Annotated in this window: 20 protein-coding genes; 5 read left to right on the forward strand and 15 right to left on the reverse strand. The window is 68.0% G+C overall.

Translation table 11 applies throughout. The features are described 5' to 3' along the window. Nucleotides 1-35: 35 nt before the first annotated feature. Nucleotides 36-728 (reverse strand): TOPRIM nucleotidyl transferase/hydrolase domain-containing protein, encoded by a 693-nt coding sequence (locus ACTWJ9_RS20880; RefSeq protein ID WP_443294576.1) that lies wholly within the window; start codon nucleotides 726-728, stop codon nucleotides 36-38. Between the two features lie 164 nt (nucleotides 729-892). Between ACTWJ9_RS20880 and bla the strand changes: the two genes are divergently transcribed. Then, a complete protein-coding gene (bla, locus tag ACTWJ9_RS20885) occupies nucleotides 893-1,864 on the forward strand; it encodes a class A beta-lactamase (protein ID WP_443294577.1) in 972 nt (323 codons plus the stop codon). A gap of 118 nt (nucleotides 1,865-1,982) precedes the next feature. On the opposite strand, the gene ACTWJ9_RS20890 is transcribed toward bla, so the two are convergent. The 7 genes from ACTWJ9_RS20890 to ACTWJ9_RS20920 all read right to left on the reverse strand — a co-directional run bounded on the left by ACTWJ9_RS20890 (nucleotide 1,983) and on the right by ACTWJ9_RS20920 (nucleotide 8,769). Continuing rightward, nucleotides 1,983-4,157: a hypothetical protein gene (locus tag ACTWJ9_RS20890; protein ID WP_443294578.1), complete on the reverse strand. Its 2,175-nt coding sequence runs from the start codon at nucleotides 4,155-4,157 to the stop codon at nucleotides 1,983-1,985. 65 nt (nucleotides 4,158-4,222) lie between these two features. After that, the gene (locus ACTWJ9_RS20895; RefSeq protein ID WP_279335763.1) at nucleotides 4,223-4,543 is read right to left on the reverse strand and encodes a DUF6191 domain-containing protein; all 321 of its coding nucleotides are present in this window, start codon (nucleotides 4,541-4,543) and stop codon (nucleotides 4,223-4,225) included. A 395-nt stretch (nucleotides 4,544-4,938) separates the two neighbouring features. Further along, a complete protein-coding gene (locus ACTWJ9_RS20900) occupies nucleotides 4,939-5,604 on the reverse strand; it encodes a DUF4232 domain-containing protein (RefSeq protein WP_443294579.1) in 666 nt (221 codons plus the stop codon). A gap of 324 nt (nucleotides 5,605-5,928) precedes the next feature. Next, nucleotides 5,929-6,852, reverse strand: a complete 924-nt coding sequence (locus ACTWJ9_RS20905; RefSeq protein WP_443294580.1) for a hypothetical protein — start codon at nucleotides 6,850-6,852, stop codon at nucleotides 5,929-5,931. A 130-nt stretch (nucleotides 6,853-6,982) separates the two neighbouring features. Further along, nucleotides 6,983-7,192: a hypothetical protein gene (locus ACTWJ9_RS20910; protein WP_279335766.1), complete on the reverse strand. Its 210-nt coding sequence runs from the start codon at nucleotides 7,190-7,192 to the stop codon at nucleotides 6,983-6,985. Between the two features lie 93 nt (nucleotides 7,193-7,285). Further along, nucleotides 7,286-8,224, reverse strand: a complete 939-nt coding sequence (locus tag ACTWJ9_RS20915; RefSeq protein ID WP_443294581.1) for a hypothetical protein — start codon at nucleotides 8,222-8,224, stop codon at nucleotides 7,286-7,288. Then, entirely contained in the window at nucleotides 8,221-8,769 is a 549-nt protein-coding gene (locus ACTWJ9_RS20920) for a SigE family RNA polymerase sigma factor (protein ID WP_388702383.1), read from the reverse strand. The genes ACTWJ9_RS20915 and ACTWJ9_RS20920 overlap by 4 nt, the downstream gene beginning before the upstream one ends. Before the next feature lie 176 nt (nucleotides 8,770-8,945). On the opposite strand from ACTWJ9_RS20920, the gene ACTWJ9_RS20925 reads away from it, so the two are divergent. Both ACTWJ9_RS20925 and ACTWJ9_RS20930 read left to right on the forward strand, forming a co-directional pair. Then, entirely contained in the window at nucleotides 8,946-9,281 is a 336-nt protein-coding gene (locus ACTWJ9_RS20925) for an MmpS family transport accessory protein (protein ID WP_443295906.1), read from the forward strand. A 222-nt stretch (nucleotides 9,282-9,503) separates the two neighbouring features. Beyond that, nucleotides 9,504-10,616, forward strand: coding sequence for an XRE family transcriptional regulator (locus ACTWJ9_RS20930; RefSeq protein WP_387039406.1), 1,113 nt, complete (start codon nucleotides 9,504-9,506; stop codon nucleotides 10,614-10,616). A gap of 335 nt (nucleotides 10,617-10,951) precedes the next feature. On the opposite strand, the gene ACTWJ9_RS20935 is transcribed toward ACTWJ9_RS20930, so the two are convergent. The 3 genes from ACTWJ9_RS20935 to ACTWJ9_RS20945 all read right to left on the reverse strand — a co-directional run bounded on the left by ACTWJ9_RS20935 (nucleotide 10,952) and on the right by ACTWJ9_RS20945 (nucleotide 12,661). Then, nucleotides 10,952-11,296 (reverse strand): hypothetical protein, encoded by a 345-nt coding sequence (locus tag ACTWJ9_RS20935; RefSeq protein ID WP_279335770.1) that lies wholly within the window; start codon nucleotides 11,294-11,296, stop codon nucleotides 10,952-10,954. A 309-nt stretch (nucleotides 11,297-11,605) separates the two neighbouring features. Beyond that, entirely contained in the window at nucleotides 11,606-11,815 is a 210-nt protein-coding gene (locus tag ACTWJ9_RS20940) for a DUF397 domain-containing protein (protein ID WP_443294582.1), read from the reverse strand. Then, nucleotides 11,816-12,661 (reverse strand): helix-turn-helix domain-containing protein, encoded by an 846-nt coding sequence (locus ACTWJ9_RS20945; protein WP_443294583.1) that lies wholly within the window; start codon nucleotides 12,659-12,661, stop codon nucleotides 11,816-11,818. A gap of 217 nt (nucleotides 12,662-12,878) precedes the next feature. On the opposite strand from ACTWJ9_RS20945, the gene ACTWJ9_RS20950 reads away from it, so the two are divergent. Next, the gene (locus ACTWJ9_RS20950; RefSeq protein WP_443294584.1) at nucleotides 12,879-13,505 is read left to right on the forward strand and encodes an ATP-binding protein; all 627 of its coding nucleotides are present in this window, start codon (nucleotides 12,879-12,881) and stop codon (nucleotides 13,503-13,505) included. On the opposite strand, the gene ACTWJ9_RS20955 is transcribed toward ACTWJ9_RS20950, so the two are convergent. Next, complete coding sequence (locus tag ACTWJ9_RS20955) at nucleotides 13,502-14,251, reverse strand: HNH endonuclease (protein WP_443294585.1); 750 nt, start codon at nucleotides 14,249-14,251, stop codon at nucleotides 13,502-13,504. The two genes, ACTWJ9_RS20950 and ACTWJ9_RS20955, sit on opposite strands and share 4 nt — an antisense overlap. Nucleotides 14,252-14,411: 160 nt before the next feature. Between ACTWJ9_RS20955 and ACTWJ9_RS20960 the strand changes: the two genes are divergently transcribed. Further along, nucleotides 14,412-15,629: a DNA cytosine methyltransferase gene (locus ACTWJ9_RS20960; RefSeq protein ID WP_443294586.1), complete on the forward strand. Its 1,218-nt coding sequence runs from the start codon at nucleotides 14,412-14,414 to the stop codon at nucleotides 15,627-15,629. 8 nt (nucleotides 15,630-15,637) lie between these two features. On the opposite strand, the gene ACTWJ9_RS20965 is transcribed toward ACTWJ9_RS20960, so the two are convergent. The 3 genes from ACTWJ9_RS20965 to ACTWJ9_RS20975 all read right to left on the reverse strand — a co-directional run bounded on the left by ACTWJ9_RS20965 (nucleotide 15,638) and on the right by ACTWJ9_RS20975 (nucleotide 20,419). Next, entirely contained in the window at nucleotides 15,638-16,102 is a 465-nt protein-coding gene (locus ACTWJ9_RS20965; RefSeq protein ID WP_443294587.1) for a very short patch repair endonuclease, read from the reverse strand. A gap of 36 nt (nucleotides 16,103-16,138) precedes the next feature. Next, a complete protein-coding gene (locus ACTWJ9_RS20970) occupies nucleotides 16,139-17,092 on the reverse strand; it encodes a NaeI family type II restriction endonuclease (protein ID WP_443294588.1) in 954 nt (317 codons plus the stop codon). Nucleotides 17,093-17,428: 336 nt separating this feature from the next. Then, on the reverse strand, nucleotides 17,429-20,419 hold the full coding sequence (locus ACTWJ9_RS20975) for a Z1 domain-containing protein (RefSeq protein WP_443294589.1): 2,991 nt from the start codon (nucleotides 20,417-20,419) through the stop codon (nucleotides 17,429-17,431). Nucleotides 20,420-20,452 lie beyond the last annotated feature (33 nt).

Consider the following 20,452-nt stretch of genomic DNA (forward strand, 5'->3'; position numbering starts at 1 on the left):
CCCTCCCCACGGCCCCACACCGCCCCGGGCCGAAGTCAGGCCGGCGGATGAGTCGAGGGACCGGCGAGCGGGTCGGTGAGCAGGGCGTCGAGCAAGGCGTCGAGCGGGGCGGGTACGCGGTCGGGTTCGAGGGCCTCGACGAGGACGCGACCGTAGCGGATCTTGCGCCCCTTCTTCGTGCCGAGGAAGCGCCGCAGCTGCTGTTGCGGGGTGCGGCCCTGCTGTGCGGGCTGGCGCAGGAAGGTCTGCAGGGCGCGCAGGTCGCCCTCGGCCCGGACGAGTTCCTCCACATGTGCCGCACCCAGCGCGCGGATCAGCTCGTCCTCCAGGTCCGCCGCGCAGACGAAGAACCGCTGCGGCTGTGCCGCCCCGGCCCCCACCTCCCCGGCGGTCCCCGTCTCCCCGGTCAGGGCACGGGCGTAGAAGCGACGTTCCCGCACGTCGCACAGTCCCGTGAGGCGCAGGCCCAGGCCGGGTGGCGGCCCGAGAAGCCGGGCGAAGCGCCCGACGCTCATCGCACCGCCCATCGGCAGCACGCACACCCCTTCGCCCTCCAGGTCCCGCCCGCGCCGCTCGGCCAGTGCGTCGACGGCCGCGGCGTCGCTCGGCCCTTCGAGCAGGACGACCGCCCGGACGGGCAACCGCGCCGCCAGCTCACGCGCGGGCTCGCCCGGCCCACCGGCGTCCCACGCGACGACTGCTTCCCGGAACGCCCCCATGTCGGCCATGCGGAAAGTCTCCGCCCTCTCCGGCCGGGACGGTACGGATTTTCTCCGCCGGAGCCCTGGCGATCTCCTCCTCGGCCCGAGGGCGCCTCTTCCCTCGGACGGAACCAGGTGATCCGGGCGGACGTTCTCGGCAGTGGAAACCCTGACCGAAGGAGAAGATGGTCATGGATATCGCGGGGAAGCCCTCGTCCCGGCGCACCGTGCTCGCCCTGGGAGCCGGAGCAGCACTGGCCATCGCCTTACCTACGAGCGGAAACGCCCACGCGTCGACCCCCGCGGGCAGCAGCGAGGTCGTGCGTCGGCTGAGGGATCTCGAACAGCGGCATTCCGCCCGGCTGGGGGTCTACGCCCGCGACGTCGCCACCGGCCGGACGGTGCGGTACCGCGCGCACGAGCGTTTCCCCGTCTGTTCGCTCTTCAAGACGCTGGCCGTCGCGGCCGTGCTGCGTGACCTCGACCGTGACGGGGAGTTCCTGGCCAGGCGCGTCCGGTACACCGGGAAGGACGTCACGGACTCCGGCTACGCGCCGATCACCGGTGAGCCGGAGAACCTCGCCGACGGCATGACGGTTGCGGAACTGTGCGCCGCCACGATCTGCTACAGCGACAACGCCGCGGGAAACCTCCTGCTCAGGGAGCTGGGAGGACCCACCGCGATCACCCGGTTCTGCCGCTCCGTCGGGGACGGGACGACGCGGCTCGACCGCTGGGAGCCCGAACTGAACTCCGCCGAACCGTGGCGCAGGACGGACACCACCACCCCGAGCGCCATCGCGGGGACCTACGCCCGTCTGGTCCTCGGCACCGCACTCGCGGCCGGCGACCGCGAACGGCTCACCGGCTGGCTGCTCGCCAACACCACGGGCGGCGCGAGACTGCGAGCCGGCCTGCCCTCCGACTGGACCGTCGCCGACAAGACGGGGGGCGGGATGTACGGGGCCAACCACGACGTGGGCATCACCTGGCCCCCGGGCCGCCGCTCACCCCTCGTCATGGCGGTCCTCACGACGAAACACGAGCCCGACGCCTCCCCCGACAACCCACTGATCGCCGAAACCGCCACCCTCCTGGCGGAAGCGCTCACCTGCCCCCTGGGACAGGGCCCGAAAACGGCTCGGGCGGTGCCCGCGCGGTGAGCGCGGGCACCGCCCGAGGCGATGTCGACGTGGAGGGCAAGGAGAGCGAAAGGGCTTTTTCAGGAAAGGAGTTGAGAAGGAAGCCCCTTCATGGCCTCGCCGTGGGCAACGCTAGCACTCAGCCCGGGATCACGTCGCGCAGGTTTTCGAGGGTGATGACCCGGGAGTCCGGGTGCAGTCCCTCGGGGCGTTCGAGACCGATGTACGTCACGGGCTCGTCCGGGACCGGCCCGCCGTCCCACAGGTCCACGGCCGTGGTGGTGCCGTCGGACATCAGGTCGACCAGGTACCGCACCGTCAGGTGCTCGCGCTCCGCGACGGCGCGCACCAGTTTGGACACCGACACCTGGTTCTGCTCGACCCGGTTGGCCGACGAGACGCCCTCCAGGTACAGGTGCAGCCACTTCGCGCGCCACCGGCCGCCGTCCTCGCGCCGGAACATCAGCGGCAGCGCCACCCGGCCCGCCCCGCGGAGGTCCGACTTCATGCGCACCGTGCGCGGCTCGAACGGCCGGCCCTTCTGTTCACCGTCGCGCAGCATGAAACCGAAGAACGACTCCTCGACCTCCTCGAAGCCCTCGCCGTCGTAGATGTTGACCTGCGGAACGATGAACGCGCCGCGTACCCGGCGCAGGGTCAGGTCGATGAACTCCGAGGCCCCGTCGGGTGCCTGGGTGACGTCGCCCGAGTGCCTGCCCCCGCCGCCCCTGAGGGAGGTGTAGGAGAGCCAGGAGCGGGTGGTGTAGTCCGCGTCGAGGAGCAGCGCCGAGAGGTCGTAGTCGGTCCGGTGTTCGGTCTGCTTCCAGTACACGAAGAAGCGCAGCCGTTCGCCGTCGACCGCCGAGAGGGAACCTCGCGGCAGTACGCCGAGCCCGGCCGCGGTCGCCCGGCCGCTGAGCGGGAGCGCCACGCCGAGGACGTCGGGGTCGAGCAGCAGCCGGCCCGGTGCGGGGAGCCTGCGGCGCAGCTCGGCGTCGAGGGCGGCGGTCAGCCGGTCGCGGTCGGCGGCGGGGACCGGCGGCCGGGTGTCGGGGGCGGCCCAGCCGCGGCCACGACGGTTGACGAAGAGCCGGGGCGCGCCGGTCGCCCGCTCCCGGTTCTGGAAGTGCTCGCGGACCGAGAGCACGACCCGGCCGGAGACCTCGGGGGCGACCCGCGCCGCGGCGGCCACCACCGCGTCCCGCTCGTCCTGGTCGGCGGCGCCGCGCAGCAGGAGGTCCAGGGCGCGGAACAGCTTGCCGGGAGCGGACTCCAGCAGCCGCACCGCACCGGGGACGTCGGACGCGCCGAGCAGTTCCTCGACACGGCTGTCGAAGGAGCGCGCCTCCCTCTCGCCCCGCGCCACGGCGAACACCTCGGCGGCGTGCGGCCAGCGCGGGTACTCGTGCGGGTGGAGACGCTCGCCGAGCCGCTTGAAGGGCTCGCGGTGCGCGTGCACGTCGGCCAGCTTGGCGGGGTTCGCCGCGACCACGGCGTCGAGGCCCGCGAGCAGCGCACGGCGGGCCGGCCGCGGGAGAGTGCGGAACCGGGTCGGCTCCTGCAGCGTGACGTCGCCGCCCGACAGCGCGCAGGCCAGCCGCAGCACGTCGGTGACGGTGTCCAGCAGGAGGTCCGTGCCGGCGGCGAGACGGGCCTCGTTGACGACCGCCCGGTTCTCCCGGACCGGGATCGACTCCGGCTGGGGGCCGAGCGCGCAGCACTCGGCGAGGGTCCTGAGGTCGCGCAGGTGCTCCTCGCCCAGCGGCGTCGTGCTGCCCGCCAGGGCCAGGTACAGGTCCGTGAGTTCGTCGTCCAGGCCCCGCCCGAGGTGCAGCACGGTCACCCGGTCGCCCGCTGAGGCGATCAGCTCGCCCTGCGCCGCGAGCATCTCCTCGTAGGTGTGCCGGTAGCGGCCGTACGCGGGGAGGCTGAGCAGATTCAGCACCCCGTGTGCCGGCTGCGTCAGCACGCTCTCGCGCGAGGTGTCGTCGCCGAGCGCCTCCGCCACGCACCGCATCCAGAACTCCTCGGTGTCCGGCACGTTCGCCGGGAAGTCGATGAAGTACGCGTTGTGCCGGACGTGGTCGCCCACCATCTCGCGCACGGTGCGCAGCGTCCGCTGGGCGGTGTGCAGGACCGCGGCCTCGGACAGCCCCGACAGCCGCTCCAGCAGCTCCGCCGAGAGCTTGAAGCCCACGGACGTCAGCGCCGCGTCGAACTGCCGCGCGGCGGCGGCTCCTTGACCTGCGGAACCCCTGGGGGAGGGGAGGCGGTGGGTGTGCCGGATGACCAGCGATTCGAGACTGTGCGCCATTCGAGGATGGTCGCAGAGGGGTGCGAGCCGACGCACAGGAGTTTTCGTCCGCGCTGCCGAAGGTCCTACCGGGCGGCCGACGGCATCCGGACGACCGCGGTCCCTCCGTCCAGATCCACCGTCGTCCGGTCCGGTGGCGCCCCGTCCTCCTCGTCGTCGCGCATCAGGAGGGCCGACCGGCGCTCCTTCAGTTCGTTCTGCTTGCCCGGCGAAAGGGTCGCGTGCAGTTGCTCGAACCCGGTCGCCGATATCTGGCCCTGACGTGCTCCGTTCCGCCACGGAAGGACGCCGGCCCGGCCCGCATGCAACAGAAGCTGATCGACGAAGGCCAGCGCGGTCAGCAGGATGACCAGTCCGGGCAGGGTCATGAAGACGAGGGATGCCATGGCCTCAGTATCCAGGCCGAGCCCGCCCGCGTCCCCGGCGGTTCAGCCGCCGACCACCTTGCTCACGAGGCACGCGGGCCGACGCGTCTGATCAGGCATCTGTGGCCGATGACACCTCGTACTCGGGCAGGCGGCCCGGGTCGTTCGCGCAGGAGCCTCGGAGGCTCCCACGCGCTCTCGGCCAGGCAGAACCGTTCCCCAGGTGGCGGAGGCGACCGTGCCCCGTCTCCATGTGGCCTGGTGGCCCGGGTTGCCGGGCCGCCCGCGTACGCCCGGTACGTGGGCGGCCCTCCGCCTTGCGATCACAGCGCACCGGACACCGCGAGCCCCGCCCTGCGGACAGGCGACGCCACTTCACGGACAGGGCCCGGGACGGATCGCGCACCACGATCCGTTCAGCTGAAGGGGACGGCATCCGCCGGGGCGGTGTGCCAGTTGGTGACCACCGGCTTGTCGACCGTGATGGTGCCGACCTTGAGGGAGACCGGGTTGGGGTCGTCATCACCGACAGCGACGATGATGGAGTCCAGTTCCTTGCCACTGTTGTCGTTGGTGGTCTTCGGGTTCACCCCGGCATACGCGGTCGTGCCGCCGCTCAGCTTGATCTGCTCGCCGACGGTCTGCTCCGCGGGCCCCGCCTGGGTGCCGTCGGAGCCGAACGCCACGGTCGGAAGCGCGGCGGGCAGGTAGCAGGTGATCCCCGACTTCGCCTTGGCCATGATCAGGATGTAGCCGCCGGCCTGGCTCTCGGACCTGGTGCTCCAGGAGATGTCGTTGGCGCCGCAGCTCTGCTCGACCGGCACCCGCGTGCCGTCGCCCGTGTCGGCGCCGGAACCGCCCGGCCCCTTGTCCTCCTCGACCGGTTGCCGCCCGCCGTCACCGGTGTCGGCGCCGGAACCGCCCGGCTCCCCGTTCTCCCCGCCCGTTGCGGAGGAACCGGGCGAGGTGGCCGCCGAGGAGTCCGGCGTGGGAGTGGCCCCGTCCTCGCAGGCGGTCATCAGCAGGGTGCCGCACACGGCGGCTGCGGAGAGGAGTAAAGCCTTGCGACGGTTGCTGGACATGAAATCCCCCTGAGTGTCAGGTAGTTGAGTCCGGAGCCGTGACGGCTTCCGGTGGTCGCTCGATCACTATGACGGGGCCACGGGCCAAAGGGATGCCGACGTCTCCGCTCCAGGACAACGCTGTCACCAACCGGTGACACGGCTACGGACAGCTGGAGAAGCCCGGACCGGTTCGCCGGGCGGAAGCTTTCCGCGGGAAGCAGTCGACGAGGAGTGGTGGGGGAGAGCGACAAGGCAAGACCCTGTCCGAGGGGTCCGGCGCGGGCACGGTTTCCGTGACCGGCCGCGTCGCCGTCCTGCCGATCGCCGACACCCCTCGGGTGTTCAGCGCCGCATCGGCCGCTCCAGCAGGCCGGCGAGCTCGGCGTCGGTCGCCGGCCTGAGCGTTGACAGAATGTGCCGGGCTGCGGACAGATCGGTGGGGGAGCCTTCCACGGTCACGGTGTGGACCAGGCCGTCGCGGCGCAGACGCAGTTCCTGGCGCTCGTAGCCGCCCTCGTAGGTCAGCAGCCGGCGGCCTCCGCCGTCGTCCGTGCAGTGGATCGGTTCGCCGAAGGGGACGGGGCAGCCGTGCGCGTCGACGCGCCGGGTGTCGTGTCCCACGCGTTTCACACCGAGGTGCAGTCGCGTGGAGCGGGGACGCTCGTATTCGGCGCCGAAGCCGTCCTCGCTCGCGCCCAGGACGTGCAGTGCGTAGCCCGGTGGCGGGTCGCCGACCCGTAGCAGGGTGTGGTCCACGCCGTTGGCGGTGAGCCACTCGTCGAGAGTGGGGGGCTGCGTGGCTGCCCAGGTGGCGTACACCCCGCCGACGGCGAGGACGGTCGCTGCCCCGAGAGCGCCCAGCCTGACGCGGGTGCCCGGAAGGAAGAGCGCGGCTGCGAGCGCGTAGCAGGTGCCTCCGGCCGGGTAGAGCAGAAGACCGTTCTCCAGGTGATTGATCTTGAAGTTCACCACGGCGGCCCCGAACGCGCCGACCGTGCCGAGCACGTAGACGCTGGCTGCCCATGCCCACAGCCCGCGCGCTCGGCGCATGAGCGGCACGAGCGTGCGGACGGCGGTTCCGAACCCCGCGAGCACGACTACCGACAGAAGAGCCACACCGACGAGAACGGCGGCGAACGGAGCCGCTCCGCCGGTGAAGAGGGTGGCGAGCGCCGCCATCAACTGCACGTAGGTCAGGGTGCATCCGACCAGCCAGACAGCCACCAGATGAGCGATTGCGCGCCCCGCGTTCTTTCCCTGCGTCATTCGTATGATCATGCCGGGTGATCGACTCCGGTTCCCTGACCGCAGCAGAGAGCGACACAGAACTCGCCCGACCTGCCCGAACAACCACACTGGCCGGCCGAAGCGCTCAGCGGCCGACTGAGACGCCCCTTCACAGCCGGGAGCGTGACACCCGGTGTCCGGTCGGCTGCTCCAGGTCGAACGCCGGGTGCCCCACATCGGTGAACTCCACCTTCAGGCCGCGGGCGCGGCGGCCGCCGTCGCGGAAGCAGACCTCGTCCAGGCCCTCGGCGGCGGTGTCGCGCAGCTGCTCACCGGCGCCGGCGCCCTGGGCCTTGAAGCGGCGGGTATGGATCGCCACATCCGCACCGGCGACCAGAAAGGCCCCCGTGCCGCACCGCTGACCGAGATCCGGGGGCGCCGTCCCCTGTGCGGCGCCCCCGGCCGGGTGGCGCTACGGCAGCCGCTTCTCGTAGCTCTCGTCCTCGTCGGAGTCGTAGACCAGCTTGCCGTCGGCGTCATAACCCTTGATGCGCGGGGCCACGGTGACCCGCCGGTCCAGGACGTCAGAGGCGACGAACCAGCCGTGGTCCAGGGCGGCCTGGCTGGTGGCGCCGCCGTAGGAGACGGTCACCCGGGCCACTGACGGCTCGACCGTGCCGATGACACCCCATCGGAACGGAAGCTTCCAGTTGCCGCGGTCGAGGACCGACTGCTGGTAGAGCTTGCCACCGTTGCTGTCGGCCGTCACGGGGCCGGCGCCCGGCACATCGTCGGAGCCCACGCTGGTGTTGAGGCCGCTTGCCTCGCCGTCCTTCACAGTGCAGATCAGCCGGGTCTGCTTCGGTCGCTCCTTCACCGCGACGACGTACCTGCCGTCGCCGGAAGCGTTGGAGTCGCCGGTGCTGTTCATCGCCAGGATGATCCGGTAGTCCTCGGCCGAGCCCAGGTCCGTGCGGAAGTCGGACGGGCCGCCTGCGTGCGACCGGTCGTATGCGAGGCACTTCTCCAGCCCGTCGACGGCCTGCCCGAAGGTGATCCCGTCGAGGAGCTGGTCCTTGGTGGCCGGCCGCGCGGGCCCCGCCGGCGGCGCGGACGGCGTCGCCGACGTCCGCGGCGGGGCGCTGACCGGCGGTGTCGATGCCACCGTGTTCCCGCCCGCATCCCCGTCGGCCAGCGCGTACGCCCCCACGGGCATCGCCGCCAGCGTCACCAGGGCCGCCCCGGCCGCCGCCACCCGGCGCCGCCGCTCGATCGTGCCCCGGCGGCGGATCGCCGGATACGCCACCGGCGCGGGCCGGATCGTGTTCGCGTCCTCGGCGAGCAGCTCGCGCAGCTGCTCCTCGAAGTCCCCGCTGGTTCCCGTCCCCCGCTGCTTCTGCTCCTCGTTCACTTCCTGCCTCCCTGCCCGGACGACACTCGGCCGCGGACAGATTCGTCCACGACCTGCGCGAGCCCCGGATGCGTACGCAACTTCGCCAGCGCCTTGGAGGCCTGGCTCTTGACCGTGCCGGGCGAGCAGCCGAGCACCTCGGCGACCTCGGCCTCGGACAGGTCCTCCCAGTAGCGCATGACGATCACCGCCCGCTGCTTCGGCGGCAGTCCGGCCAGCGCCGCGAGCAGGGCGCTGCGCTCGGCGGCCCACGAGACGGCCTCGTCGCGCCCGGCCACCTCCGGCGGCACCGCGGTCAGCGTCTCCGTGACCCGCCGCTTGCGGAACCGGTCGCTGTTGCAGTTGACCAGTATCCGCCGGACGTACGCCTCCGGCCTGTCGCTGCGCGAGACGCGCCGCCATGAGCGGTACACCTTGGCCAGCGCCGTCTGAGTCAGGTCTTCGGCGTGGTGCACGTCGCCCGTGAGCAGATACGCGGTCCGTACGAGATGGGACCACCGCGCTGTGACGAACTCCTGGAACTCGGCCTCTTGTTCGACCTGCATCAAGCACCCTCCCTCACCCTCCAGACCACGGTTTCGGCGGGTTCGGTTGCCCGGGATCCGGTGTCTCGTCGGCCAGGTGAACGGGGCCGCTGACAACAACCAGCGGGGACCGAAGTGTCGAACGTCCCCTGGGACGACGTCGTCACGTCGGCTGACCGGCCTGGGACGATGACGAGCTGGTCGAGGAAGTCGACAGGCAGCTCGACGAAGAGTACGAGGTCACCTATGAGGTGACCGGCGAGAAGGTCGACTCCATCGACTTCAACGCAGGGGGCGGGGACGCGGCCGACCCGAAGTTCGAGACGGTGGACAACCCCACGCTGCCGTGGAAGAAGACGGTGAGGCTGCGTGGCATCGAGGCACCCGTCGTCAGACCGGTGACCGTGGACGCCGACGGCTCGGGCGACCTCTCCTGCAAGATCCTCCACAAGGGCAGGACCCTGGCCGAGGAGTCCGACGCGGGCACGGTCTCCGTGACCGGCTGCGTCGCCGTCTCACCGATCGTCGGCTGAGCCGATGGCCGCCGCGGCCGGTCCACCCCCGTGGGTCCGGCCTGCGGCGACATCAACAGAGCCTGGGCCGCGGGATCTTGTCCGGCAACGGTTCGCGCTGTCCGGGACAAGGGCCGGGCTGTCCGGGCAGGTCGGAAGGCTGTCCGGAACGGCGGTAGCGGGATGCCCGACGTGGCCGGGACGGGGATTGCCGGGTGTGAGGCGCGTGGCGACAATGGCGGAATGGCGATCTTAGGCGGCTTGGAGCCCGGCGGGGCGCGGACTTCGGCCGAGTACGTCGGACTGCTGCGGCGGCTCAAGGAGCACAGCGGGCTGACCTACCGGCAGTTGGAGGAGCAGGCCGCGGAACGCGGCGACGTGCTCGCGCGCAGCACCCTGGCGGACGTCCTGCGCCGGGACGCACTGCCGCGGGCCGAGCTCGTCGCGGCGCTGGTACGGGCCTGCGGCCCGGGGGAGGACGTGGCCGAGTGGCTCGCCGCCCGGGAACGGCTCGCGGAGGACGAGCGCCTCGCGGATGCGGAGAAGCCGGAAGCCTCCGAGGCCGGCCATGCGCCGGAGTCCGATCGCGCCCTGGACGCCGACCGCGCTCCGGGGACGGGCCGCGCCCCGGAGGGCGAGGCCGTCGAGGGCGAGGCCGCCGGTGGCGGTCGTACGCGTACCGCCCTGCTCACCCCGCTCACCCCGCTCGTCGCGCTGGCCTCGCTCGGGACGGTCGTCCTGCTCGTCATCGCCGCGGTGGTTCTGCTGCCGGACGACGAACGGACGGGAGACTCCAAGGGCGCCGGCCCGGAGGCCTCCATGAGCCCGGCGGCCACCCCCGTGGCGGCCGGGCCGATTCCCGGGTGGTCGCGGTTACGGCCGGTCGGGTCGCCGACGTTGTGCCTGACCGACGGGGAGGCCCGGGTGGACGGCGACACCAAGACGGTCGCGGTGCAGCGGCCCTGCACGGAGGCGGTGCCACCGCGCACGTACCTCCAACGGGAGTCCGACGGCCTGTACCTCATCAAGTGGGACCACCCGGACCACGGCCCCGGCTGCCTCACCGTCCTCGACGGGGGACCGTTCCACGGGATGCTCGAACCCTGGCCCTGGAAGGCCTGCCGGGGCGGCAGCACCGCCCAACGGTTCCGCATCGAGCCCGCTCCCGGCGGCGGCACGGACCACTGGCGGTTCAGGCCGGCCCAGGACGCGGAACCCCTGTGCGTCGGCATCCGCGAGAGCGCCGAGGACCCCGACGGCTCCCAGGGCTCCGACAAGGCGGGCGCGGTGGCCGTGGCCCAGCGGTGCACCGTGCAGGACGCCAACGGCCAGGTGTTCATCATCGAGCCGGAATGACACACCGTTACCGGCCGCGCGCCCACCACCGAACCCGGCCCCACCCCTCGTCGTCCGGAAATCCGACCCGCCCATGAGGTGTCACCCGTACATCACCGGCTTCCCGGGGCCCTCCCGCCGGCGTACGAGCGTGAGACGTGCAGTCGAAAGGGGCGCCGGAAGCCATCTTCCGTGCCTTCGGGCGCCCCTCCTGTGAACACTCCCCCGTCAAGGGGACCTACGCCAGGCCTGCACCTCGGGTGTGCGGGCGAGGCCGTCACCGGAGTGACGACAAGCCGCCGTGCCGCCTGCCTGCGCGTCCGGCCCACTCCGGAGTCGGGGGGCTCCGGGAGTCATCAAGCCCTGACGGGTCCTCCCGTGCCCGGAACGACCCGCCAGTTGCTCCCGTGGGAAGTGCAGTAGGCGTACGACCAGCGGTTGTCGTTCGTCTGGACCCCCCTGGCGATCTTCGTGCTCTTGCCGTTCGTGCAGGTGACCTTGGCGTAGTAGGCGAAGGTCACGTCACAGCGAACCCCGTACGTCCTGCCGTCCTCATCCCACGGCTTACCGTTGGTGCACCACGAGGGGAGGGCCAGCGCGCCCTGCGGTGCTGCCTCGACGGCCTGTGCGGGAACGGCTACGGCACCGAGAGCGAGGACAGCTCCCCCGAGTCCGACACCAAGAGCGGAACGAATACGCACGATGTGCTCCTTCTCGTCTGCTTACGGATTCAGCCGGGGCGTCCCCGGCTGACGGCCTCAAGAATGGCAAGGACGAAGAAGGAGGAAAGCGGAGAAAGCTGTCCCGGACAGGGCATGGACTGTCCGGCCTGGCCAGGGCCCTGTCCGAGAAGAGTCCGGGACAGGTCCGCCGCAGCGAATGCCGGATTTACTGCGGCGGAGCCTCTGCGGTGATCACCGCGACCCGCGGCGGGCCGCCCCGGCCGCCGGGGCGGCCGGGCGAGGTGTACGCACCTCACCCGAAGGTGCGGCCCCACGGGAATCGTGGCTCTACCTGGGGGTGTCGAGGGCCAGGGACTGCACGAACGCGCTCCACGCACCAGCCCGCACATGAACCACCGGGCCCTCCGCCCGTTTCGAGTCACGTATGAGCGTGCCGTCGACGGAGCACGCGCATTCCACGCACTCGGTGGCATTGCCTCCGCTGTACGACGACTTGAACCACTTCGGCCTGAAGATGGGCTGGTGGGCGACGGACATCTACAGCTCCTTGCGCGCGCGATGGATCAGGGCAGAGGAAGCCTCCATGTCCAACGCTTGTGCGCGAAGGTACTCGAACGCAAGTCTGTATCGCTCCAGTTCCTCTTCCTGCTCCAGGAAGAGTGAGCCGGTGTGGAAGTCGACGTAGACCACGTCGAGAGCCGCCTCGGTTCCCCCGAGGATGACGAAGCTGCCGAGTGCTGCGGAGTGAGCTCCCTTGGAGAACGGCAGCACCTGAAGTGTGATGTGCGGGGATTCGTTCGCTTCGAGTAGCCGGCCGAGCTGCTCCTTCATGGTCTCCGGTGCCCCGACGACCCGGCGGATCACAGACTCGTCGAGGATCGCCCACAGGCGAGGCGGCTTCGGCCGGGTGAGGATCTCCTGCCGCTTCATGCGGATGTCCACCAGCCGCTCGATCTCGGCCGGCTCCAGAGGGATCTCGTTGGCCTTCTGCAGAGCGGTGCTGTAGGCGCGGGTCTGGAGAAGGCCGGGGACGTAGACACAAGAGAAGTGGTCCTCGCGTACTGCCTCGTCCTCCAGCGTGAGCAGCAGGTTCATGCTCTCTGGGATGGAGTCGGCGAACGAACTCCACCAGCCTTGCTGTTTGGCGTCTTTGGCCAGCCTTACGACGGCCTCCCGCTCGGCGTCCGCTGCTCCGTACTCGCGGCACAGTGCGTCGACGACGATCCACTTCACCGGACCCGCCTGGGTCTCATACCGGCTGACCGTTGCCTTCGATACGCCGACCAACTGCCCGGCTTCCTCCAGGGTCATCCCCTTGCGGGCGCGCAACTTGCGCAACATCGCGCCCAGTTGACGGCGGCGTGTGGTGGTCCTTACGGACATGGAACTCCTCTGCGCATAACCCCAGGCAGCTGCGCGGGGTTTGAACAGGCTAGGCAGCGCGGCAGTCGGCTCACTACGGGATTCACTCGATAGAGGTTGATGAGAAATTACATAGTGAGAGTTCTCTGTGCCATTCTCGTGCACAGACCGCTACGCAATGCAGCCGTACGGACACGGCAGGCGCAGCATGCGCGTGGCTCGGGAGGGAGGAATGCTCATGCCCGGTATCGACACCAGGGACCGCCAGCACCGCTGTGTTCTGCCTTTTGCGGCGCTGCCGGCAGAGGTGCGGCTGCTGCGGAGGGCTGCCGCCGCGCAGCTGGACCAGTGGGGTGTGCCGACAGCAGGTGATGAGACGGGGCTCCTCGTCACGGAACTGGCGACGAACGTGATCAAGCATGTGGGTGAGGGCGCGCTCGCGACGCTGATTCTGGAGTGGAAGCGCGAGAGGCTCCGCGTCGAGATGCATGACAAGAGCCGCACGCTCCCCGCCCTGCGCGGTGCCGACTGCGACGCGGAGTGCGGCCGTGGCCTGCACATGATCGCGGCCATGGCGGTGGACTGGGGGACTGCCGTTACGGCACTCGGCAAGGCGGTTTGGTGCGAGATCGAGCTGGGCTCCGAAGCCTCGTGCCGCCGGGTGAAGCGTGCCGTTGAGGCGCTGGAGAGCTACCAGGGGCATGGTGCCGTTCGTGAAGGGCGCCGGCGTGATGCCGTTCTGGAAGAGTCGGCGATTGAGCTGATCGTTGACCTGCTGCACTGGACCTCCGCGCGCGGCCTGGACCCGGATGATGTGCTGGACCGGGCCCAGATGCACTACGAGGCCGCAGCGGACGCTGCTTAGTGGGCGGCTGTCCCAGTGGAATCCCGTATCAGGTCCCGGAGGGCAGCCGGCGTACGCCAGGATTCACCGGGACGGGTCCTGTGACACATGCGGTGACAGTTAGCGCAGAGGCAGGCAAGGTCGTCCAAGGCGGTCTTCCGTGTCCCGGAGACGTGGAGAGGAGTGACGTGATGCACCTCGATGTACCCGTCGCCGAGATCTCCGTAGAAGCGGGCGAAGTCGAAGTGGCAGACCTCACACCGGAGTGGCTGGCCGCTTTGCCTGGCCCTCTGAATCCGGAGTTTCCGGAGCTTCGGGTCCCGCTCACGGGCGAGCGCCCGGCGGACGAGGAGCCGTCCTTCAATAGCGGTGAAGCCGTCTTCGTCGAGTTCGTCAGGCTGCTGAGGGAGGAGCTGCAGCTCACCCGAGCTGATGCCTTCTTCGATGGCTTGGGCGGCTTGGAGCATCTCAGCCTCGCGCTGGGTGAAAGCTTCGATCATCCGAAGCGTCGGCTGACCGCATCGAGTGCGAGCCCCTTGGTGAGGGCCGTAGTTCGTGGCGAAGTCTGCCGTTTTGCGGCTCACGCTGTCCGGCGACCGGAACTCAGGAAGAGCCTGGGCTTCTGGGGTATGCAAGGGCAACGAGCGCAGCAGTTCGGAGAGCTCCTGCACTTCCCGGTCACCGGTCCTCAGCTCCCGCCACCCGTTTTTTACGACCAGCGCGCCAGCCAGCACAAGCTCATCCTCAGTCCACACAGGGCTCCGCATGGGCAATATCGTATAAGTGTTCGGCGTAACGGAGGGTGTGTTCGGTGAGTGGCGAGGTGTACTGCACACTAGGTCGAGTCGCGTTGTCAGTGGGGTCTGTCACCCTCAGTGATGGTGGAGTACAAGATGTACCTGCCGCTGTACGGCTGCAAGGAGGGGCATGACCCACATGAAGGAAGCCAACGCTGATGCGGCGGTGCGAGAGCCGAAGTTCACTTCGGTTGAGATCTGCGCCGGGGCCGGCGGCCAGGCCATCGGCCTGCACCAGGCTGGCTTCGGGCATCTAGCGCTGGTTGAGATCGACGACTACGCGGTCGAGACGCTCAAGCTCAACATCGAGGAGCACGAGGTGTGGGCGTGGGAGCGGGAGAACTGTGATGTCCTCTCAGTCGACGTCAAGGAGTTTGAGCCATACCGGGATCTGGACAAGGGTGCCGAGCTGCTGAAGAAGCGCGGGCTCGACCTCCTTGCTGGTGGCGTACCGTGTCCCCCCTTCTCGCATGCTGGCAAGCAGCTCGGCAAGGATGACGAGCGAGACCTCTTTCCGCGCATGCTCGAGCTGGTCATGAAGCTCAGCCCGCGTGCTGTGATGATTGAGAACGTCCGGGGGATCATGGACCCGAAGTTCTCGGACTACCGTGACTGGATCGAGGCGCGCCTCCAAGGTGGCACGTATCGTGGTGATGACGGTGAGTTGACCCATGATGAGGGCCTTGGCTACACCGTCGCCCGTTGGAACGTCCTTGAGGCAAGTGACTTCGGTGTTCCCCAACTTCGTCCGCGTGCTGTTCTCGTAGCGTTCCGGGATGACGTCATCAAGGACCTCAAGTATGAGTGGCCGACGGCAACGCATGAAGAGCCAGTCAGCGTGGCTGAGAGCCTGGAAAATTCCATGAGTGAACGGTTCGAGCCGTACCTTGAAGGGGTGCATGCGGAGCAGGCAAATGCTGCTCTTGAGCGATGGCGAAAGAAGGCGCGAGAGCGTGACGCCGAACTTAAGGGAAAGGGCGGAGGTGTCGCCCCGACTCTTGTTGGCGGATCAAAGAAGCATGGCGGCGCAGACCTTGGGCCGAGCCGCGCTAAAGCGGCTTGGAAACTTCTCGGTGTCTCCGGTATGGGTGTTGCTAATGACATCGATACATGCAGGGAGAAGGGGACGGAGGAGCGTGATCTTTTCCGTCCTGATGGCCCGATGCTCACGGTGCGGCAAGCGGCCATCATCCAAGGATTTCCAGATTTCTGGGAATTTTCGGGCGGGAAGACTGCTCAGTATCGCCAGGTAGGAAATGCCTTTCCGCCGCCAGTAGCCGAGGCTGTCGGGAAATCGATCGCTGACGTTCTGAAGGCGGCGCAGGAGCGAGAGCAGAAGCAGGGCTGACCAGTCTCTTATTCCGCCTTGCGGAGTATTTTGAGACGTTGCCTGACCTCAGCAGCAATGCGCGTTGCGCATTGCTCTGACGGTTCGTGTTCCCAGAAGCGGAGAACCGTCCATCCTGCTTCTGTCAGAAGCTGGTCAGTTTCTCGGTCGCGGGCCATATTCCGGGTCACCTTGTCTGACCAGTAGCCAGAGTTTGTCTTCGGCGGTACGTAGTGTTCAGGGCATCCATGCCAGTAGCAGCCATCGATGAACACGGCCACCTTCGTCGGCCGGAAGACCATGTCAGCGGTCCGGCGAAGGTGGGGCAGTGGTCTGGCTGCCACCCGATAGCGCAATCCCTGAGCATGGACAAGGCGTCTGATAAGCCGCTCAGGAGTGGTGTCGCGGCTGCGGATTGCCTGCATGTTGCGTCGGCGGGCTGCCGATGAGGCCCAGGAGCCGGCCGGAGGTACCCAAATCTCGTTGCTGGCCATCTGCCTGCTCCACGCTCCGCTCGCTACCTGAGCTGATCAGACCTCGTCTTCACCTGTGACCCTGGGGAGGCGAGGTGCTGTTACGACGGGGTCGTCTGCTGTTGCGAGTACCCATGAGCGGCCCTCCAGTTCGACCCGCGGACGGTCGCCATGATGAGGCTTGGCTTCGGCTACCCGGAAGCTTACAAACTCACCTCTCTGTGGCACCTCTGCGCCGATCGCCTGGGCGATTGCCTGATGCCTGCTGTAAGGACCGACGATCACGATTCCCTCTTCACGCAGCACCGTTCGTGCTCGGTTCTTTCCTTCTCGCAGGCGAGCCATGTAGTCGAGTTGTTGTGCCGCAGTACGGACCGCTCCGCGTCCGATTCGACGATTCTGAACCCTCCGAAACAATTCAACAACCCTTCTCTGCCCCTGATAAGTCCCTTCCAGGAGGATCTCTTTTCGCGTGGGCTCAGGGAGCTGGAGGAGGACGTTCTCGGGTAGCTCTCTATCTCGCCAGAGCCAGAGCACCTTGTCTTTGCGATATTCAGCTTTCAGGGTTAGCTTTTTATCGCGATTTTTTCCCGTATTGAGCCACTCCTCGCGGACGCGGAACAGGCCAGCACTCCAGCGGCTCTGAGAGTCATCTGCCCATACCAGCAGGCACAAGTAGCCAATTGCCTCTGGTGGGATCATCCATCCACCGAAGTCCTGAGAGAACTTGCAGTCGACGTCTATGCCAAGAATCTGGTAGTCCATGGGATGTTTGCTCACGGTTCCCACGTCACCGCCGTCAGCAAACTTGAACTCTCGCTGCAAGTTAATCTCTACAAGAGTTCCCGCATGGGTTTTCTCGGTTTTGAAAAGCTGTTTCCATGAGTACCGTCCTGTTGCTTCACCGTTGAGTAGTTGGTCAATGGTGTCGCGCAGGACAGAGGCGAATCTTTGGCCTGTTGGGTCGAGTGAAAGGATGTGATCGCTGACCTTCTTCAGGTCAGGGTCCATCCTGAGTAGATCCTGATTTGCGAGCCAATGGGCGGCTCGCCTGTCTTCGTGCTCCTCGAATGGAAGCAATTTCCGCCCCTGTGTGCCTACATGATGGTGTGTCATGAAAATGCTGGATGGCAGGGTCTTGCGTTGTAGAAGTCCTGTGGTGACCACCCGTTGCTAACTGCGCCAGCGCAAGATGTTTTCGGCCGCACTGCCTCCACGGCCCCGCCCCAGCTGGCAGCAGAGTGCCCCTCCGCGGTGGTCAGACTACCGGCCGCCGTCGGGTCTGCATACGCGTTCCGAGCGCCTTTGCCTGACCACGAACTGGCCTCGTCAGACGGGAATGGCTGCTCACTTTTGCGGTGACGGGCTCACCGGGATGGTGGCTTCACCGAAGTGCCGCGAGTCCTTCGCACGGAAGCGCACCAGACGGCGGTCTGCGCTGGTGGCTGACCTCGGCGGAACAAGAGTGAAGGCCATCACGATCTTCGACGGGTCGGCGGTTCCGTTGCGGACGGCTGCCTGGACGCTGTCAGGGCTGCTTCCCTCCACCACTGGGTAGACCAGCGCGATGCCGGTCTTGGACCCGATCTGCGCCTGCGCAGGTGCTTCAGCGGCGGCGTCGTTGATGAGCCGCTGTGCTGCGGTGCGGTGCTCGACGCTGGCAATACGGCCGAAGGAGCTCTTGCCGTCCTGAATGCTCCGTCGGACCAGGGACAACGGGACCGAGCCGAGGACGCTGGCATCGATGCGGTTGTCCGAGGCGAGCCGGGGTGAGATGAGCAGCCAGTCATCGACCTGCGCAAGGGTGCCGTCAAGCTGGCGGAGATAGGTCAGGTGAGGGTCGAAGTACCGAGGGCGTTCCCATTCGAGCCCGGACAGCACACTGATGAGGTCGCTATGCGTAACGGTTCCAGTGAGCGCTGTAAAGGTTCGCGTGAGCGTGCTCGAGTTGTCCGGAGGGTTGCTGAACGACACCGGGGTCGTGCTCAGTGCTTGCAGCAGGGGTCGCCAGCGCTCGGTGTTGCGCTTGGTCACGGTGCTGTTCAGTGAGTAGGAAGCGGGCTCGATGGGCCGCCCTGGGGACCGGATTTCCACGAGTTCCGCGTTGAACATCTTGTTGCGGGCCGAGGGCTTGAGCCAGGGCAGGTGCTGTGCCACCAGAGGAGGGATCTGTACAGGGGTGACCTGAGGCTCTCCGTCGACCATCACGGAGTACTGGGCCAACTGCTCCCGGAAGGTTTCCTCATCACGGCAGACGGCTTCGTAGGCTTCGTAGAGGTCGACGAACTTGTTGCGGCCGAACGGCTCCTCCCGGCCGATGTACAGCCGGACCAGGTCCCGGTACCCGGAACGGAAGCCGAACCAGCGCCCCATCTGCATGAGCGTGTCAGCCTGCTGGGTGGTGCGGCGGTAGTAGGTAACGGTCAGGCCCTCGACGGTGAAACCGCGAGAAAGCTTCGTGCCGCCCACGAGGATCTTCCAGACGTTCGGTGTCCGGTCGAAATCCAGGTCGAGCTGGGCGAAATAGCTGTCGGTGTCCCCGTTCACGACGATGACCGGCTGGCCTCCGCTGCCGATGCGCTGCCGTGCGAGATTGACGTACGGTCGCAGCTCGTCGTAGGAGGCCGGCGAGGGAAGGTCGCTAGCGTGAGCCGCGCTCACCGGCGTGAAATCCGCCTCCCACAGTGCGGCAAGACGCTCGTGTCCCGCTGCCGAGCTGTAACCAGCCTGGTGCCACATGGAGTTGATGCGCAGCGCCAGATCGGCGTGGTCATCCTGACGTACCGATTCATGGGCGAGCATCGTGTGATGCCGGAAGTTGGCGTCGGGCACACCATGGTCAGCCCGGTAGAGCTTCAGGGCGCCAGACAGGACGAAGGCGTCCATGGCCTCCTGGAGCCTGTCGCCTGTGGAGTCATAGATTCCTCGCACGTGAGCCTTCTCCTGGGAGTTGGCGTACGTGCGTTCCCTCACCGGGACAGGCGAGTTCAGGTCGTGGAAATCCTGGACGCCCATGTAGCCGGCCGGGCGGGGAAGCGAGATCAGGAAGTCGCTGGGGAAGATGTCCATGTCGTCACCGGGATCGATGAAGACATTGGCGAAGGGTGTCGCGGTGTAGCCGATGTACTGGGCTCGTGGGAGCAGTCCCAGGAGTTTGGATATCAAGCCGTTGATGGCTGTGCGCTCGGTGCTTCCCCGTTCCCACTTCTTCGGGTCCGAGGTGTTCACGGAGGCCTGGTCGGACTCGTCGTCGATGATGAGGGTCGGCAGCTCCCCCAGGATCCCGTGGATCTGCTTGAGGTCTTTGACGAGCTTCGTGAGGACGGCCTTGTTCTTCTTCACCACGAGAATCCGCGCTGCGGTGTGGTGAAGGTTCGCCGAGTCATGCAGCGGCAGGGTGGGGGCGCGCTTCTCGAACTCTAGGGCCCGGATGCCCTGGGCCAGGCTCTTGTAGTCGTTGTCGCGTGTGGTCAGGCGCTCGATGTCGAACGCACCGAGCGTGGAGGGACGGCCGCCGTGCCGGACGAACTCCGGCCAGCCCTCGTCGTCACCCACGTAGTCCACACCCACCAGGGAGTCCACATCTGTGACATCCGCGCCCCGCAGGATGTTCTCCTGGCCGATCAGTTCCATGTCGAGACGCCTCTGAGTCTGGGCGCGCAGCAGGTTGAGGGTGCCCCCCAGGACGATGACGAGACGGTATCCGGCGTCGATGGCCTTGGCGGCCACGCCGGTGAAGTTCGCCGTCTTGCCGGACTGGACGTAGCCGACGACCAGTCCCTTCGCTTGGCGGGGCGCCGGCTGTTCGGGGTCGGCGAGGCGCTCGACGACTGCCAGGCTCGCCTGGTCGAGGCTCGCGATGGCGGCCTCGGACCAGCCCTTGTCGCGGAGCTTCCGCTCGTACGCCGTCCAGTAGAAGGATCTGGCCGCCGCGCGTTCAGGGGTATACCACGGGGTGAATTCCCGGGTGATCACCGTCGCGCCGGGCACCTTCGCCACAGGTACGGCCTCGTCCAGGACCTTGCACAGCTCACTTCCGAGCCGGAGCCGTTCGTAGACCACCGCGCGCCGTTCGTCGGTGCGCGGTGGGGAGCCCGCTCCCCACTGCGGGTTCTCCACGAAGTCCCAGGCGGTCAGGTGGCGGCCCCACAGAGCGGTCAGTGCGTCGTCACCACCGATGAGAAGGGAGCGGAACAACTCCTCGCCCAGGTCCGCGTCCGGGTGGGAGTCGTCCGCGGCGAGCGCTGCCCAGCGCTCGAAGTGACGTGGCATGCTGCCCATCCCCGCCAGCGCGGAGGTGTGGATGTCGAGGAGCACACCGGAGGAAGTGTCGGTCATCTCTTGTCCTCAGTCAGGGGCCGGAGCGGGCCA

This window comes from Streptomyces sp. GDS52 (assembly GCF_052246875.1).
Lineage (GTDB): Bacteria > Actinomycetota > Actinomycetes > Streptomycetales > Streptomycetaceae > Streptomyces > Streptomyces cathayae.

Coding starts and splice junctions, on each gene's coding strand:
- ACTWJ9_RS20970 (WP_443294588.1), bottom strand. CDS start 17,092: ATGGACCCTGACCTGAAGAAGGTCAGCGATCACATCCTTTCACTCGAC.
- ACTWJ9_RS20900 (WP_443294579.1), bottom strand. CDS start 5,604: ATGTCCAGCAACCGTCGCAAGGCTTTACTCCTCTCCGCAGCCGCCGTG.
- ACTWJ9_RS20975 (WP_443294589.1), bottom strand. CDS start 20,419: ATGACCGACACTTCCTCCGGTGTGCTCCTCGACATCCACACCTCCGCG.
- ACTWJ9_RS20940 (WP_443294582.1), bottom strand. CDS start 11,815: ATGTCCGTCGCCCACCAGCCCATCTTCAGGCCGAAGTGGTTCAAGTCG.
- ACTWJ9_RS20945 (WP_443294583.1), bottom strand. CDS start 12,661: ATGTCCGTAAGGACCACCACACGCCGCCGTCAACTGGGCGCGATGTTG.
- ACTWJ9_RS20960 (WP_443294586.1), top strand. CDS start 14,412: ATGACCCACATGAAGGAAGCCAACGCTGATGCGGCGGTGCGAGAGCCG.
- ACTWJ9_RS20950 (WP_443294584.1), top strand. CDS start 12,879: ATGCCCGGTATCGACACCAGGGACCGCCAGCACCGCTGTGTTCTGCCT.
- ACTWJ9_RS20930 (WP_387039406.1), top strand. CDS start 9,504: ATGGCGATCTTAGGCGGCTTGGAGCCCGGCGGGGCGCGGACTTCGGCC.
- bla (WP_443294577.1), top strand. CDS start 893: ATGGATATCGCGGGGAAGCCCTCGTCCCGGCGCACCGTGCTCGCCCTG.
- ACTWJ9_RS20905 (WP_443294580.1), bottom strand. CDS start 6,852: ATGACGCAGGGAAAGAACGCGGGGCGCGCAATCGCTCATCTGGTGGCT.
- ACTWJ9_RS20880 (WP_443294576.1), bottom strand. CDS start 728: ATGGCCGACATGGGGGCGTTCCGGGAAGCAGTCGTCGCGTGGGACGCC.
- ACTWJ9_RS20890 (WP_443294578.1), bottom strand. CDS start 4,157: ATGGCGCACAGTCTCGAATCGCTGGTCATCCGGCACACCCACCGCCTC.
- ACTWJ9_RS20920 (WP_388702383.1), bottom strand. CDS start 8,769: ATGCAGGTCGAACAAGAGGCCGAGTTCCAGGAGTTCGTCACAGCGCGG.
- ACTWJ9_RS20955 (WP_443294585.1), bottom strand. CDS start 14,251: ATGCGGAGCCCTGTGTGGACTGAGGATGAGCTTGTGCTGGCTGGCGCG.
- ACTWJ9_RS20965 (WP_443294587.1), bottom strand. CDS start 16,102: ATGGCCAGCAACGAGATTTGGGTACCTCCGGCCGGCTCCTGGGCCTCA.
- ACTWJ9_RS20895 (WP_279335763.1), bottom strand. CDS start 4,543: ATGGCATCCCTCGTCTTCATGACCCTGCCCGGACTGGTCATCCTGCTG.